Origin of the sequence: Geodermatophilus sp. DSM 45219, from assembly GCF_900104025.1 — a bacterium.
Classification (GTDB): Bacteria; Actinomycetota; Actinomycetes; order Mycobacteriales; family Geodermatophilaceae; genus Geodermatophilus.
On record NZ_FNIQ01000003.1, the window covers coordinates 510,792 to 526,002 of the forward strand.

The following is a 15,211-nucleotide window of genomic DNA, read 5'->3' on the forward strand; positions in this document are numbered from 1 at the left end:
GAGTTCCGGACACGGTCGTCCGCAACCGAGTTGCGCCCTCCGGCGTCAGTCCAGCGCGTCGGCGAGCCGCCATGCCGGGTGCCTCCGCAATCGGCGCGAACCGGCCCGGTGACGTCCCTGGACGTGGTGTAGCTGGTCGGAGGTCGTGAGCTCGTCGGCGAGGTGCTGGCGTGCGAGGGGCCACCGCGTGGATCTTCTGCGTGGACCCGCCAAGGTTCACTCAGAAGATCCACGCGATGGCCCTGGACCAGTCTGCCCTGCTCGAGCTGCTCGAGGCACTCGAGCTCTCCGACGTCGACGACCGCATCCGCACCGCCACCGAGACGCTCCACCAAGCGCTGATCGAGGCGGAGTTGACCGCGGTGATCGGCGCCGGCCCGCACGAACGCACCGAGAGCCGCACCGCGCAGCGCACCGGCTCCCGGCCCCGCACGCTGACCACCACCGCCGGGGATCTGGAGCTGAGGATCCCCAAGCTGCGCGCCGGGTCGTTCTTCCCCTCGCCGCTGGAACGCCGCCGGCGGATCGGCCAGGCGCTGGTCACCGTGGTCATGGAGGCCTCCCTGCACGGCGTCTCGACGCGGAAGGTCGACGACCTGGTCCGCGCTCTCGGCGCCGACACCGGCATCTCCGAGTCCGAGGTGAGCCGGATCTGCGCCGACCTGGACGAGGAGGTGGCTGCCTTCCGGGACCGCTCGCTGACCGGGACGGCCTGTCCCCACGTCTTCCCGGACGCGACCTGCTGCAAGGCCCGGGTCAACCGCCGGGTCATCTCCCAGGCCGTGGTGATCGCCACCGGGGTGGCCGCCGACGGGCACCGCGAGGTGCTCGGCTGCGCGGTCGGCGACAGCGAGGACGGCGCCTTCTGGACGGCGTTCCTGCGCTCGCTCGAGGGCCGCGGCCTCGCCGGCACCCAGCTGGTCATCTCTGATGCCCACACCGGCCTGGAGGCCCGCGATCGAGGCGGTGCTGCTGGGGGCGGCCTGGCAGCGCTGCCGGGTGCACGTCATGCGCAACGTGCTGGCCCGGGCGCCCAAGGGCAACGCCGAGATGGTCGCCGCGGCGATCCGCACGGTCCTGGCCCAGCCCGACGCCGAGCACGTGCACGCCAGCTCGACGTCATCGCCGGCATGCTCGGCCGCCGATCTCCGCAGGTGGAGACGATGCTGCGCGGTGCTCGCGACGAGCTGCTGGCCTCCACCGGCTTCCCGGTGAGCCACTGGAAGAAGATCTGGTCGACCACCCGCTGGAGCGGCTGAACGAGGAGGTCGAGCGGCGCGCCGACGTCGTCGGCGTCTTCCCCAACCCCGCCGCCCTGCTCCGCCTGGCCGGCGCGGTCCTGGTCGAGGCCCACGACGAGTGGCAGGTCTCCGACCGCCGCTCCCACTCCGAGGCCTCCATGGCCCTGCTCCAGCGATCCGCTGAGGAGGTGGCACAGCCAGCCCTGATGGCGTCATGGTCCAACCTGCAGGAGACCCCGCGGGCCGGACCGGACTACACCACCGGGCGGGACGTCACCACCGGCCCGGGTGGCGGTCGCGAGGACGACCGCCACCCGGGCCGGCGAACGGCGTGCTCAGTAGGTGAAGCGGGAGACGCCGGTCCGCAGCTCGGCGGCCATCCGGGACAGCTCGTCGATCGCGACCCGGGTCTGGGTCAGCGCCTGGGTGGTGGAGTCCGCCGCGGCCGAGACCCCGGTGATGTTGTCCGCGATCTGGCCCGACCCGCTGGCCGCCTCGGTCACCGACCGGGACATCTCGTTGGTCGTCGCGGTCTGCTCCTCCACCGCCGAGGCGATGGTGGTCTGCCGGTCGGAGATCTGCGCCACGATCGAGGAGATCTCCCCGATCGCGGCCACCGCCGCGGTCGTGTCGCCCTGGATCGCCTGCACCCGCCGGGCGATGTCCTCGGTCGCCTTCGCGGTCTCCTGGGCCAGCTCCTTGACCTCGTTGGCGACCACCGCGAACCCCTTGCCCGCCTCACCGGCGCGCGCGGCCTCGATGGTGGCGTTCAGCGCCAGCAGGTTGGTCTGCTCCGCGATCGAGGTGATCACCTTCACCACGTTGCCGATCTCCGCAGAGGACTCCCCCAGCTTGGTCACCGTCGCCGTGGTCGTCTCGGCGGCACTGACCGCCCGGTACGCCACGTCGCTGGCCTCCGCCGCGTTGCTGGCGATCTCCCGGATGCTGGCCCCCATCTGCTCGGCACCGGCGGCCACGGTCTGCACGTTCCGGCTGACCTCCTCCGCGGCCGACGCCACCACACCGGACTGCGCCGAGGTCTCCTCCGCCGAGGCCGAGATCTGCGCCGAGGACGCCGACAGCTCCTCCGAGCTGGCCGCCACCGCATCCGCCGACGCCACCACGGACGCCATCACGACGCGCAGGCTCTCCTGCGCCGTCCCCAGGGCTGCAGCCATCTGGCCGACCTCGTCGGCCGAGGACACATCGGCGTCCCGGGTGAGGTCGCCGGCCGCCATGGCGTCCAGCGTGTCCTTGACGCGGTGCAGCGGGCGCACGATCAGCCGGCCGATGACCAGGGCCAGCGCGGTGCCGACCAGGGCGCCGACCAGCAGGATCACCCCGACCTGCACCACGCCGGCGCGGTGGGCCGCGGCCGCCTCGTCGTGCGTCACCTCGACGGCCGCGACCTGCGCGTCACCCAGCCGGTCGCCCAGCTCGACGACGACGGCGAACAGGCGGTCGCACTCGGCCAGCACCGGGGCGACGTTCGGGTCCAGGGCGCGGCTGGCCGGCAGGATGACGGTGTCCCGGAAGGTCCGGTAGTCCTCGACCGCGGCGAGGTACTCGTCGAGGAGGGCCTGGTCGGGGAAGGTCGTGCTCAGAGAGGCGATCTCGGCGTCGAACTTGTCGTCGAGCTCGGCGATCTGCTGCTCGCGAGCCGGCTTGTCCGCCACCGGCCCGGCCAGGTGCAGCAGCACCCGCTGGCGCATGCCGCCGTTCGCGACCCGGGCCTCGGACAGGTCCTTGAGCGGGACGGCGCCCTCCGCGTAGCTGCTCTCTGCTGCCGCCGCGACGGCGTTCAGCTGGACGACCGCCGCCCCCCCGACCGCGCCGGCGACGGCCAGGAGGACGCCGAGCAGCACGAGCAGCTTGGTGTTGACCCGCCGGTCGGCGAACCAGCCGCCGCGACGGCGGGCCGCGGGGGGAGGGGCGGTGGTGGGCACGGGGTTCCTCCAGGAGGGACGGCGGGCGAGCGACCCGGTATGCAGTGGAGGCGTTCTCGCCCCGGAGGAATGATGGGACGCCTCTCGATTGCGTACCGCACAACTGCGCCCCAGGTATCCGGATCGTTCTCCGACCACCGGGTCACCGTCTCTCCGTGGGGCACAGGTCGACACACGCGGACCGGCGTCCGTCCGACCGGCCAGCGGCGGGCCCGCGTCGTCCCGCCCCGCCGGTGCCCCCGGTGGACCCGTGTCGACACCGCAGCGGTCGGTGACCGGCAGGGAGGGGGACGGTCATCCCGCCACCCCCCGGGACACGCCCCGGAGCGGCGGTCGCTCAGTCCAGCGCGTCGGCGAGCGTGTCGAGCAGGACGACGACGGCGGCGGGGTCCGCGACGCGGTGGCCGGCCACCGTCTCGCCCTCCCCGACCTTGACCGTGAGGTCGCCGGGGGACAGGGCGCGGAAGGCGTCCTCGTCGGTGCGGTCGTCGCCCAGGTAGAGCGTCGCCGCGGCACCGAGGTCGTCGCGGAGGCGGAGCAGCGCGCTGCCCTTGTCGGCGTCGGTGACGGCGAGCTCGAGCACCTCCTTGCCCGGCTTCTTCGTCAGTGACGGATCGGCCGCAGCATCTGCCTGCTCGATCAACGCGGCGGCCGCAGCGCGGTCGGTCACCTGCCGCACGTGCACGGCCACGCTGGCCGGCTTGACCTCCAGCCGCGCGCCGGGAACCGCCGCGACCAGTGGGGCCAGCCGCTCGGCGAGCGCGTCGCGCCGCGACGCCAGCTCCCCGCTGAGCGGACCCCCGTACTCCGCCCCGTGGCTGCCGATCCAGCGGTAGGGGCCGGCGAAGCCGCTGACGGCCTGCAGGTCGGCCACGCCGCGGCCGCTGACGAGGGCTACGACGACGTCCTCGTGCGCGGCCAGCCGTCCCAGTGCCTCCGCCACCCCGCTCTGGGGGACGGCGGCCGAGGGGTCGCCCACCAGGGGGGCGAGGACGCCGTCGTAGTCACTGGCCACCAGCAGCGGCCGCTGCCGTGCCAGCTCGGTCAGCGCCGCGGTCAGCTCCGCCGGCAGCCGGACGGGGGAGGGGAGCGGGGCGGCCGGCCCGGTCACGCCTGCGCCTGCAGCGCCTCGAAGAACGAGCTCGCCCAGTGCTCGAGGTCGTTCTTCGCCAGGTGGCGGCGCATCGCGCGCATCCGCTTGGCGCCCTCGGCCGGCTCCAGCCGCAGGGCCCGCACCAGCTGGTTCTTCACCCCGGCGATGTCGTGCGGGTTGACCAGGAAGGCCTGCTTGAGCTCGGCGGCGGCACCGGCGAACTCCGACAGCACCAGGGCGCCGCCGAGGTCGCTGCGGGCGGCGACGTACTCCTTGGCGACCAGGTTCATGCCGTCGCGGTAGGGCGTCACGAGCATGACGTCGGCGGCACGGTAGAGGGCGGCCAGCTCCTCGCGTGGCACCGACTGGTTGATGTAGTGCACCGCAGGGCCGCCGAGGGTGCCGTGGACGCCGTTGATGTGGCCGACCTGCTGCTCGATCGTCTCCCGCATGTGCACGTAGTGCTCGACCCGTTCCCGGCTGGGCGTGGCGACCTGCACCATCACCGTGTCGGGGGCCTCGACGACGCCGTCCTCCAGCAGCTCCTGGAAGGCGTCGAGCCGGACGGTGATGCCCTTGGTGTAGTCCAGCCGGTCCACGCCGAGGATCAGCTTCTCCGGGTTGCCCAGCTCGGCGCGGATCTCCTTCGCCCGCTGGACCACCTCCGGCGAGCCGGCCAGCTCCTCGAACGCCTTGACGTCGATCGAGATCGGGAAGGCACGGGCGGTGACCGTCCGGCCGTCGTACTCGATCGTCGAGGAGCGGGTCGGCAGGTCGTGCAGCCGCCGGGCGAGCTGGACGAAGTTGACCGCCGCGCTCGGTCGCTGGAACCCGACGAGGTCCGCCCCGAGCAGGCCCTCGACGATCGCGGACCGCCACGGCAGCTGGGTGAACAGCTCGTAGGGCGGGAACGGGATGTGCAGGAAGAACCCGATGGTCAGGTCGGGACGCTGCTGGCGCAGCAACGCCGGCACCAGCTGCAACTGGTAGTCGTGCACCCACACGATCGCGCCCTCGGCGGCCACCTCCGCGGCGCGGTCGGCGAACCGCTTGTTGACCTGCACGTAGGCGTCCCACCAGGTGCGGTGGTACTCGGGCTTCTCGACCACGTCGTGGTACAGGGGCCACAGCGAGGCGTTCGACATGCCCTCGTAGTAGCGGTCGACCTCCTCCTCGGAGAGCGGCACCGGGATCAGCGACATCCCGCCGGACTCGAAGGGCTCCGGGGCCTCGCCGGCCGAGCCCGACCAGCCCACCCACGCGCCGCCCCGCCCGGCCACGAACGGCTCCAGCGCGGTCACCAGGCCGCCCGGGCTGCGCTGCCAGCGGGTGCTGCCGTCGGGCTCGGTGACCTGGTCGACCGGCAGCCGGTTGGCCACCACGACGACGGGGCTGTCCGCCCGGTCCTGGTCCTGTCCTGCCGTTGTCCCAGCCATACCGCTCCCGACCCTAGTGAGTGCCGCCACAGCCGGCAGCGCCAGGCTCATCCGGTGGCCAGCAGGTACCCCAGTGCGGCCGCCCCCACCCCCAGGACGACGGTGGCGGCGAGGTGGGCCAGCCCACGGGCGAGCTGCCGCTGCTCGACCATCCGCACGACGTCGGCCCCGAAGGTCGAGAAGGTGGTCAGCGTGCCGCAGAAGCCGGTGCCCACCAGGGCGACGACCGCCGGGGGAGCGGCGGCCGCCCCGAGCAGCAGGCCGAGCAGGGCGCTGCCGGCGACGTTGACGGCCAGCGTGCCCCGCGCCGGGTCCCCGCCGCCGCGGGAGGCCAGCCGGATGACCAGCAGCCGCACCGGGGCGCCGACCATCGCGCCGGCCACCACCAGCAGCGGCGTCACGGGGTGCGGCTCCGGACCGCCAGGGCGCCGGCGGCCACGGCGAGCACCCCGCCGAGGACCGAACCGAGCACGTACGCGAGGGCCAGCAGCGGGGCACCGGCCTCCACCATCCCGACAGTCTCCACGGCGAACGCCGAGTACGTCGTGTAGCCGCCCAGCACGCCGACGGCCAGGAGCGGGCGCACCCACCCCGGCTCCGGGACGCGCGCGGCCAGGGCGGCGGTCAGCGCGCCCAGCAGCAGGCAGCCGGTGAGGTTCACCAGCAGGGTCGCCCAGGGCCAGGCACCGGGGGAGTGCGGCAGCGCCGTCGCCACGCCCCAGCGGGCCAGCGCCCCGAGGGCGCCGCCCAGCGCCGCGAGCAGGTACGCCACCCGACCCCTCCCTCCGTCACCGACGATCATGACGTCCCCGTGGCGACACGCCGCGCGAAGCCGGCGCGTCCCCACCCCCGGCCCATGGTGGTCGCGCCGCTGCGGATCGGTGCCGGCCTCGTACTCGGACCGCCTCCCTGCAGGACCCGTCGCGGGGCCCGGTGACGTCCCGGAACGGCCACCCTCCAGGGGCCCGCGCCGAACGCGCGGGCGGGGGGGCAGGGTGGTCCTCCCTCAGCGCCGGCGGGTCTCGGGGAAGAGCAGGTCCACGAAACGCTGCACGGTCGGCTGCGGCTCGTGGTTGGCCAGCCCCGGCCGCTCGTTGGCCTCGATGAACACGTGGTCGGGGCCGGCGACGTCGGGCACCAGGAAGTCCAGCCCGGTGACCGGGATACCGATGGCCCGGCTGGCGCGGACGGCGGCCTGCGCGATCTGCGGGTGCAGCTGCGCGGTGACGTCCTCGATGGTGCCGCCGGTGTGCAGGTTCGCCGTCCGCCGCACCCGGATGCGCTCGCCGGCGGGCGGGACGTCGTCCATCGCGTAGCCGGACTCCGCGACCACCTCGGCGGTGGCGTCGTCCAGCTGGATCCGCGACTCCCCGCCGGTGGCCCGCTCGCGCCGCCGGCTGGTCGAGCGGACCAGCTCGGTGACCTGGTTGCGGCCGTCGCCGAGGACCTCGGCGGGACGGCGCACCGCGGCGGCCACCACCTCGTGGTCGATCACCACCACCCGGAGGTCGTCGCCGGCGACCAGCTCCTCGACGAGCACGTCGGGGCAGAAGTGCAGGGCGGCATCGACCGCCCGCTCCAGCGCCTCGGGCGAGGTCACGCCGACGGTGATGCCCCTGCCCTGCTCGCCGCGCGCGGGCTTGACGACCACCTCACCGCACCCGGCCAGCAGCGCGCGGGCGGCCGCGAGGTCGCCGTCGGTGGCCGTGGCGCCCCGGGGGACGCGGACGCCGGCCCGCTCCACGATCCGCCGGGTGACCCGCTTGTCGTCGCAGCGGCTCATCGCGACCGCGCTGGTGTACTCCGACAGCGACTCGCGGGTGAGCACTCTGCGGCCACCCAGCGACAGCCGCATCTCGCCCCACCCGGCGTCGGTCACCTCGACGCGCACGCCCCGCTTGAGGGCCTCCTCGGCGATGATCCGCGCGTAGGGGTTCAGGTCCTCCAGCCCCTCCGGGCGGGAGGCGAACAGCGGGCTGTTGATCGGGTTCTTCCGCTTGACGCAGACGGCGGGCGTCCGCTGGAAGCCGAGCTTGCGGTACAGCGCGATCGCGCCGCTGTTGTCGTGCATGACCGAGAGGTCCAGGTAGGCCCGTCCCCGCCCCACGTAGCGCTCGGCCAGCACCCGGACCAGCGCCTCCCCGGTCCCGGGCGGGGCGTCCTGGGCGTGCACGGCCAGGCACCACAGGCTGGACCCGTTCTCGGGGTCGTCGAAGGCGAGCACGTGGTCGACCCCGGTCACCGTGCCGACGATCCGCCCGGTGCGCCGGTCCTCGGCGACCAGGTAGGTGAACGTGCGGGTGCGGTGGTTGGTCCACATCGTGGCCGGGTCGCCGGTGACCATGCCGTTGCGGGCGTAGATCCCGTTGATCTGCTCCATCTCGGCCAGCGAGGTCACCGTGCGCACGAAGACGCCGCGGATCAGCTCGTGCCGCGGCCGGTACCGGTGGAGGTCGAGCCGGTAGGTGTAGCTGGGGTCGATGAACAGCTCGTCGGGCGCCAGCCCCACCAGCACGTGCGGGTCGCGCGGGTAGATGCAGATGTCGCGGCGGTCGCTCTCCTCGGCGCGCAGCGCGTCGACGATCCCGCGGAGGTCGGAGAAGGTCTGCCCGAACACCAGCCGGCCCCAGGCGAGGTCCAGGACGACGTCGTACTCCATCCCCTGCCGCTGGTGCTCCGAGGGTTCCTGCCACGACCGGCTGGTGAACGACGGGGGCTCGGTGACGGCCGCGCGGCGGCGGTGCCCGGCGATCCGGGGCACGGTCACACCCCGTGGGTCTGCAGCCAGAGCTCGAGCAGGCCCAGCTGCCACAGCTTGTTGCCGCGCAGGGGGGTGAGCTCACCGTTCGGGTCGGCCAGCAGCGCGTCGACGTACTCGGGGCGGAACAGCCCGCGCTCGCGGGCGGCGTCGTCGGACAGCGCGTCGCGCACCAGGTCGAGCACCTTGCCCTCGAGGTGGGTGATCGCCGGGACCGGGAAGTAGCCCTTGGGCCGGTCGATCACCTCCGGCGGGATGATCCGCCGGCCGATCGCCTTGAGCACGCCCTTGCCGCCGTCGGCCAGCTTCAGCTCCGGCGGGCAGGCCGCCGCGAGCTCCACCAGGTCGTGGTCGAGGAAGGGGACCCGGGCCTCCAGGCCCCAGGCCATGGACATGTTGTCCACCCGCTTGACCGGGTCGTCGACCAGCATGACCTCGCTGTCCAGGCGCAGCGCGGCGTCGACGGCGGTCTCGGCGTGCGGCGCGGACATGTGCCGGCGGACGAACTCCAGGCTCGGGTCGCCGTCCACCGCGTACCGGTCGGCGACCAGCCGGGCCGTGTCCGCGGCGTCGCGGTCGAAGAACGCCCGGGCGTACCGCTCGACCGCCTGCTCGCGGCCGACCCCGGCCAGCGGCGGGTACCAGTGGTAGCCGGCGAACACCTCGTCGGCGCCCTGCCCGGACTGCACCACCCGGATCGACTGGCTGACCCGCTCAGACAGCAGGTCGAAGGCGACGACGTCGTGGCTGACCATCGGCTCGGCCATCGCCCCGATGGCGTGGCCCAGGGCCGCGGCGAGCTCGTCGGAGGCCACCCGGATGCGGTGGTGGTCGGTGCCGAAGCGCTCGGCGATGACGTCGGAGTAGACGAACTCGTCGCCCTCGCGGCCGCCGACGGCCTCGAAGCCGATCGAGTAGGTGGCCAGCCCGGTCTGCCCCTCCTGCGCGAGCAGGCCGACGATGAGGCTGGAGTCCAGGCCGCCGGACAGCAGCACGCCGACCGGGATGTCGGCGACCAGCCGCCGGCGGACGGCGACCCGCAGCGCCTCCTCGATCGCGTCCTCCCAGTCGCGGGCCGACCAGGAGGCGTGCTCGGGACGGCGCTCGTAGCGGGCCTCCCAGTAGCGGTGCTCGCGCGAGGTGCCGTCGGCCTCGACCACCCGCACGGTGGCCGGGGGCAGCTTGCGGACGCCGTTCAGGATCGTCCGCGGCGCCGGGACGACGGCGTGCCAGGTGAGGTAGTGGTGCAGCGCGACCGGGTCGATGGAGGTGTCGACGTCCCCGGCCTGGACCAGGGCGGGCAGCGAGGAGGCGAACCGCAGCCGCCCCGGGGTCTCGGCGAGGTAGAGCGGCTTGATGCCCAGCCGGTCGCGGGCCAGCACCACGCGGCCGGTGTCGCGCTCGGTGACGACGAAGGCGAACATGCCGTGCAGGTGCTCCACCACGGCGGCGCCCCAGTGGTGGTAGCCCTTGAGGATCACCTCGGTGTCGGAGGTGGAGAAGAAGCGGTAGCCGTGGCCCTCGAGCTCGGCGCGCAGCTCCTTGTAGTCGTAGATGCAGCCGTTGAAGACCGCCGTCAGGCCGAGCTCGTTGTCGACCATCGGCTGGCTGCCCGCCGGGGACAGGTCGATGACCGACAGCCGACGGTGCCCGAAGGCCACCCGCCCGTTGCTCCAGGCCCCTTGACCGTCCGGCCCGCGGGGGACCAGGCACTCGACCATCCGCGCCACGGCGGTGGTGTCGGCCAGGGAGCCGTCGAACCGGATCTCGCCGGAGAGGCCGCACATGGCATCGATCCAACCCCACCCGCCGGGCCCGCGCGACCGCCCCGGGCCCACGTCACACGGAAGCAACACGGCCCTGTTCCACGTGGAACGGCGGGGCGTCCCCGTGCGGGAACCGTCCCGCCGCCCGGGTGCAGCGGGCGGCTCGCGACCGCCGGTGACAGGCTGTGGCCCGGCGCGCGAGCTGGTCGAGGACGGGAGACGACGTGCAGGCGGTGTTCTACGAGCGGCCGGGTGGCCCCGAGGTGCTGACGGTCCGCGAGGTACCCGACCCCGAGCCCGGCGACGGCGAGGTGCTCGTCGACGTCGAGGCCGTGGGCGTCAACTTCCGCGACGTCTACGAACGCGAGGGCCGCCCGCCCTACGCCGCCGGCCCGTCCGCCGTGATCGGCGTGGAGGGGGCGGGCACCGTCGCCGGCACGGGGGAGCGGGTCGCCTGGCTCGACGTCCGGGGCAGCTACGCCGCCCGGGTGGCCGCACCGCGGGACAAGCTGGTCCCGGTGCCCGACGGCGTGCCCCTCGACGTGGCCGCCGCCGCCATGCTGCAGGGCTGCACCGCCCGGTACCTGGTCGCCGACTCGTACCCGGTGGCCGAGGGCGACTGGGCGGTCGTGCACAGCGCGGCCGGGGGAGTGGGGCTGCTGCTCACCCAGCTGGTGCGCGACCGCGGCGGGCACGTGCTGGCCACCACCTCCACCGAGGAGAAGGCCGAGCTGGCGCGGGCGGCCGGCGCCGACGACGTCGTCGTCGGCTACGACGGCTTCGCCGAGCGGGTCCGCGAGCTGTCCGGCGGCGAGGGCGCCGCGGTGGTCTACGACGGGGTCGGCCGGACGACGTTCGCCGCCGGGCTGACCGCGCTGCGGCCCACCGGCCGGATGATCGTGTACGGCGCCGCCAGCGGGCAGCCCGAGCCGCTGGAGGTGCACTCCCTGGCCACCCACGGCTCGCTGTACGTCCAGCGGCCGACGCTGGCGACCTACACGCGGACGCCGGAGATGCTGCGGGAACGGGCCGGCGCGGTGCTGGACCTGGTGGCCGCCGGCCGGCTCGACGTCCGCATCGGCGACCACCACCCGCTCGCCGGGGCCCGCCGCGCCCACGAGGACCTCGAGGGCCGGCGCACCACCGGCAAGATCCTGCTGCAGCCGCAGGCGTCCTGAGGACGGCCCCTGCCCCCGCCACGCGCAGGCTCGCGGCGGGGGCAGGGGGCCGTTCCAGGACCTCACCTCACAGCGACAGGTGCAGCCGCAGGGCGTCGTCCAGGGCGGCCGTCGCTGCGAGCGACACGCTGCCCAAGGCGGGTCCGAGCCGATCGACCGACACGGCCCGGACCTGCTCGGCCTGGGCCTTGGAGTCCACGTCCAGCCCGGTCTCGTCCGCGGTCAGCAGCACCTGGAACGGGAAGACACGGGTGGTGTCGCTCGTCACGGGGACCACCGTGACCACGCCCCGGCCCAGCCTTCCGGCGACCGCGTCGGCCTGGTCGTTGCTCACCACGACCGTCGGGCGGCGGCTGCCCGCCTCACTGCCACGCACGGGGTCGAGGTCGACCAGCCGGACCTCGCCACGGCGCATCAGCGGAGCCCATCGGCGGTGACGCCCTCCCAGACCTCGTGGTCACCGGAGTCGTCCCACTCCTGCCAGGCCGCCGCGTAGTCCTGCTCGAGCTGCTGGCGCGTCAGCAGGCGGATGGCGCACTGCACCGCAGCCGACCTGGAGGGCAGACCGGCGGTCCGCACGTGCTCGTCGAGAGCGGCCAGGTCGGCCTCCGACAGGCTGACGCCGAGTTCCACACCGCGATGCTCCTCCGGTGGCACCGTGACCACCACCGCGCCGCTGGAGTCGAGGGCCTCTCCGCGCCGGACCGGTCACGACCAGAGGACGCCGATCCGGCGTCCGGCCAGCTCGTGCACCTCGACCTCCACGTCGAACACCGTGCGCAGCAGCTCCGGCGTCATCAGGTCGGCGGTCGGCCCCTCGGCGACCAGCTGCCCCCCGCGCATGGCCGCGATCCGGTCGGAGCAGCGGGAGGCCACCTCGACGTCGTGGACGACGAGGACTCTCCTACTGGGGTGCGGCTCGGCCAAGTGAGGCCTGACTGACCTGCCACACGACCCGTTGCACGTGTCAACCAGGAGCGAGCGGGCAGAGGTGTGGCCATGGAGACACGCACACTGGGACAGCTGACCGTCTCGGCCCAGGGGCTGGGCTGCATGGGGATGAGCGAGTTCTACGGGACCGGCGACCAGGCCGAGGCCGAGCGCACGATCCGGCGGGCGCTGGACCTCGGCGTGACCTTCCTCGACACCGCCGACATGTACGGCCCCTTCACCAACGAGCAGCTGGTCGGCCGGGCCATCGCGGGCCGGCGGGACGAGGTGGTGCTGGCGACCAAGTTCGGGGTGGACCGCCGTGACGGCGGCCGCGCCGTCGACGGCCGGCCCGACTACGTCCGCCACGCCTGCGACGCCTCCCTGCAACGCCTCGGCGTGGACGTCATCGACCTCTACTACCAGCACCGGGTGGACACCACCGTGCCCGTGGAGGACACCTGGGGCGCGCTGGGCGAGCTGGTGGCGGCCGGCAAGATCCGGCACGCCGGCATCTCCGAGGCCGCGCCGGAGACCATCCGGCGGGCGCACGCCGTGCAGCCGGTGACCGCCGTGCAGACCGAGTACTCGCTGTGGACCCGCGATCCCGAGGACGACGGCGTGCTGGCCACCTGCGCCGAGCTCGGCATCGGCTTCGTCGCCTACTCACCCATCGGCCGCGGCTTCCTCTCCGGGCAGATCCGCAGCGTCGAGGACCTCGCGCCCGACGACTTCCGGCGGTCCAACCCGCGGTTCCAGGGCGAGGCCTTCCAGCAGAACCTCGCGCTGGTCGACCGGGTGCGGGAGATCGCCGACGAGAAGGGCGTGACCGCCACCCAGCTGGCACTGGCCTGGGTGATGGCGCAGGGCGGGCGCGGGAGCAACCCGGCCGTCGTGCCGATCCCGGGGACCAAGCGGGTGGCCTACCTGGAGGAGAACGCCGCGGCCGCCGACGTCCGGCTGACCGACGAGGAACTGCGCCGGCTCGACGAGGCCGCCCCCGTCGGGGCCGCCTCGGGCGACCGCTACCCCGACATGTCCGGCATCCACCGCTGAAGGAAGAGGGCCTCCCTGCCCCCCGCCCACTCGCGAGCTCGCGGCGGGACCCTGCAGGGAGCCAGCGGGACCCGGGACGGGGCCGGCGGCGGGCCCCTGCAGGGGGGCCGTTCCAGGACCTCACCGGGCGGTGACCGGCACGTTCCCGGCACGCGGGAGGATGGCCCCGTGCCCGACACCGCCGTGACAGGGGCCTCCCGGTGACCCCCGTGCTCGTCGTCGCGGTCACCGTGGCCGCCGCCTTGCTCACGCTGGCCGGGATCGCTTCGACCCTCGCCCGGCGGCGGATCGGCCTGCTGCACCTGGCGGGCACGGCGGTGCTGGAGGCGCTGCTGCTGGTGCAGGCGGTGCTCGCCGTCGTCCGGCTGGTGCAGGGCGAGCGCCCGGCCGACACCCCGACCTTCCTCGGCTACCTGGCGGGCATCGTGCTGCTCCCGGTGGCCGGGGCGCTGTGGGCGCGCAGCGAGCCGACCCGCTGGGCGGGCAGCGTCCTGGCCGTGGCGGCCGCCGCGGTGGGCGTGATGGTGTGGCGGCTCCAGCAGCTGTGGGAGGCAACGGGTGGCTGAGCCGTCGGGGGAGCGGCCGGCGGGGGAGCCGCCGCCGGCCGCCGGTGGACCGGGCCGGCTGCTCGTCGCGGTCTACGGCGTCTTCGCGCTGGCCACCGGCGCGCGGGCCGTCGTCCAGCTGGCGACCCGCTACGCCGAGGCGCCGGTCGCCTACCTGCTGTCCGCCCTGGCCGCCGCCGTCTACGTCGTCGCGACGGTGGCCTTGGCCCGGGGCGGACGGCGGACCGCGCTGGTCGCGATCACCGTCGAGCTGGTCGGCGTCCTGGTCGTCGGCACGCTGTCGCTGCTGGAGCCGGCCGCGTTCCCCGACGAGACGGTGTGGTCGGCGTACGGCCGCGGCTACCTCTTCATCCCGCTGGTGCTGCCGGTCGCCGGCCTGCTGTGGCTGCGCCGCACCGCCCGGACGCCGTCCCGCTGATCGAGGACGGCGGCTCTTGCCGGATCCCGTCGGCCCCGTCCCGGGTCCCGCTCCGAGCCTGCGAAGGGTGGGGAGGAGGGGGTCCTCCTACGAGGGATGGGGGGACGCGCGGTCCACCTAGAACTCGCCGCCGCCGAAGTCGCCCCCGAAGTCCCCACCCGGGTCGGCGCCGCCGGCGAGGTCCCCGCCCGGGTCGCCGCCGTAGTCGCCCCCGGCGTCCTCGTGGCCCTGGGCGTAGGCCTCCTCGTCACCGCCGCCGAACAGGCCGCCGTCCCCGAGCCCGGTGTCGAACAGCGCGTCGGCGACCGCCGTCCCAACCACCAGGCCACCGACCGTGCCGAGCAGGCTGGCGCCCACCATGCTCCCGAAGCCGGGTCCACCCCGGCCGTACCCGCCGCCGTACCCGCCCCCGTACCCGCCGGGGCCCGGTCCGAAGGCCCGCTCCAGCGTCCCGGGCTGGCGCACCTCGGCGCGGGTGGCCGCGCGGGCGAGGGTGCGGGGGTCGTCCGAGCGCGGCCGCTCCGACGAGGGCACCGCAGCGGCGAGCTGCACCAGCACCTCCTGCCGCTGCTGCGGGGTGAGCTGGGCGAACGCCTCGGCGTGCGCCTCCTCGATCTGGTCCGGCGGCGCCGTGCGCAGCAGGTAGCGGTAGCGCTCGACGGCCTGCTGGTCGGTCGACGTCCCGCCCTGCGGCGGGGGCGGTGGCTGGTGGCCACCTCCCTGGTAGCCGCCGTACTGCGGCGAGACGTGCTGGTACCCGTCGTATGCCTGGTCGGAGCCGGAACGGCGGCGGCCGAACAGCCGGTCGAGCAGTCCCATGTCG

At 74.5% G+C, this 15,211-nt stretch carries 15 protein-coding genes and 1 pseudogene; 5 read left to right on the forward strand and 11 right to left on the reverse strand.

Annotated elements, in window-relative coordinates; genetic code table 11:
- Positions 1–236: 236 nt before the first annotated feature.
- Positions 237–1,450: pseudogene (locus tag BLR12_RS11500) on the forward strand (IS256 family transposase); the annotation flags it as partial.
- A gap of 126 nt (positions 1,451–1,576) precedes the next feature.
- Here BLR12_RS11500 and BLR12_RS11505 read toward each other — a convergent pair.
- The 7 genes from BLR12_RS11505 to BLR12_RS11535 form a co-directional block, all read right to left on the reverse strand.
- The gene (locus tag BLR12_RS11505) at positions 1,577–3,187 is read right to left on the reverse strand and encodes a methyl-accepting chemotaxis protein (protein ID WP_091377748.1); all 1,611 of its coding nucleotides are present in this window, start codon (positions 3,185–3,187) and stop codon (positions 1,577–1,579) included.
- 337 nt (positions 3,188–3,524) lie between these two features.
- Positions 3,525–4,298 carry a trehalose-phosphatase gene (gene otsB, locus BLR12_RS11510; protein ID WP_091377751.1) on the reverse strand — a complete coding sequence of 258 codons (774 nt, stop codon included), beginning with the start codon at positions 4,296–4,298 and terminating at the stop codon, positions 3,525–3,527.
- A complete protein-coding gene (locus BLR12_RS11515; RefSeq protein WP_091377753.1) occupies positions 4,295–5,716 on the reverse strand; it encodes an alpha,alpha-trehalose-phosphate synthase (UDP-forming) in 1,422 nt (473 codons plus the stop codon). Before BLR12_RS11515 ends, otsB begins: the two co-directional genes overlap by 4 nt.
- 47 nt (positions 5,717–5,763) lie before the next feature.
- On the reverse strand, positions 5,764–6,117 hold the full coding sequence (locus BLR12_RS11520) for a fluoride efflux transporter FluC (RefSeq protein WP_091377755.1): 354 nt from the start codon (positions 6,115–6,117) through the stop codon (positions 5,764–5,766).
- Positions 6,114–6,488 carry a fluoride efflux transporter FluC gene (locus tag BLR12_RS11525; protein ID WP_091377758.1) on the reverse strand — a complete coding sequence of 125 codons (375 nt, stop codon included), beginning with the start codon at positions 6,486–6,488 and terminating at the stop codon, positions 6,114–6,116. The genes BLR12_RS11520 and BLR12_RS11525 overlap by 4 nt, the downstream gene beginning before the upstream one ends.
- A 234-nt stretch (positions 6,489–6,722) precedes the next feature.
- Complete coding sequence (gene ngg, locus BLR12_RS11530) at positions 6,723–8,477, reverse strand: N-acetylglutaminylglutamine synthetase (RefSeq protein ID WP_218120629.1); 1,755 nt, start codon at positions 8,475–8,477, stop codon at positions 6,723–6,725.
- Positions 8,478–8,479: 2 nt separating this feature from the next.
- Positions 8,480–10,261 (reverse strand): N-acetylglutaminylglutamine amidotransferase, encoded by a 1,782-nt coding sequence (locus BLR12_RS11535; protein ID WP_091377759.1) that lies wholly within the window; start codon positions 10,259–10,261, stop codon positions 8,480–8,482.
- Positions 10,262–10,464: 203 nt separating this feature from the next.
- Between BLR12_RS11535 and BLR12_RS11540 the strand changes: the two genes are divergently transcribed.
- Positions 10,465–11,418 carry a quinone oxidoreductase family protein gene (locus BLR12_RS11540; RefSeq protein WP_091377763.1) on the forward strand — a complete coding sequence of 318 codons (954 nt, stop codon included), beginning with the start codon at positions 10,465–10,467 and terminating at the stop codon, positions 11,416–11,418.
- 67 nt (positions 11,419–11,485) lie between these two features.
- Here BLR12_RS11540 and BLR12_RS11545 read toward each other — a convergent pair whose 3' ends face one another.
- The 3 genes from BLR12_RS11545 to BLR12_RS11555 form a co-directional block, all read right to left on the reverse strand.
- Positions 11,486–11,833 (reverse strand): type II toxin-antitoxin system PemK/MazF family toxin, encoded by a 348-nt coding sequence (locus BLR12_RS11545; RefSeq protein ID WP_091377766.1) that lies wholly within the window; start codon positions 11,831–11,833, stop codon positions 11,486–11,488.
- Positions 11,833–12,051 carry a ribbon-helix-helix domain-containing protein gene (locus BLR12_RS11550; protein ID WP_091377769.1) on the reverse strand — a complete coding sequence of 73 codons (219 nt, stop codon included), beginning with the start codon at positions 12,049–12,051 and terminating at the stop codon, positions 11,833–11,835. The genes BLR12_RS11545 and BLR12_RS11550 overlap by 1 nt, the downstream gene beginning before the upstream one ends.
- A gap of 75 nt (positions 12,052–12,126) precedes the next feature.
- Positions 12,127–12,345, reverse strand: coding sequence for an ATP-binding cassette domain-containing protein (locus BLR12_RS11555; RefSeq protein WP_176832468.1), 219 nt, complete (start codon positions 12,343–12,345; stop codon positions 12,127–12,129).
- Between the two features lie 72 nt (positions 12,346–12,417).
- Between BLR12_RS11555 and BLR12_RS11560 the strand changes: the two genes are divergently transcribed.
- From BLR12_RS11560 to BLR12_RS11570, 3 genes are all read left to right on the forward strand, one after another.
- Positions 12,418–13,404: an aldo/keto reductase gene (locus tag BLR12_RS11560; RefSeq protein ID WP_091377772.1), complete on the forward strand. Its 987-nt coding sequence runs from the start codon at positions 12,418–12,420 to the stop codon at positions 13,402–13,404.
- A 200-nt stretch (positions 13,405–13,604) separates the two neighbouring features.
- Entirely contained in the window at positions 13,605–13,970 is a 366-nt protein-coding gene (locus BLR12_RS11565; protein WP_091377775.1) for a hypothetical protein, read from the forward strand.
- The gene (locus BLR12_RS11570) at positions 13,963–14,388 is read left to right on the forward strand and encodes a hypothetical protein (protein ID WP_091377778.1); all 426 of its coding nucleotides are present in this window, start codon (positions 13,963–13,965) and stop codon (positions 14,386–14,388) included. The genes BLR12_RS11565 and BLR12_RS11570 overlap by 8 nt, the downstream gene beginning before the upstream one ends.
- Positions 14,389–14,505: 117 nt before the next feature.
- Here BLR12_RS11570 and BLR12_RS11575 read toward each other — a convergent pair whose 3' ends face one another.
- Entirely contained in the window at positions 14,506–15,207 is a 702-nt protein-coding gene (locus BLR12_RS11575; protein WP_091377781.1) for a hypothetical protein, read from the reverse strand.
- Positions 15,208–15,211: the final 4 nt, after the last annotated feature.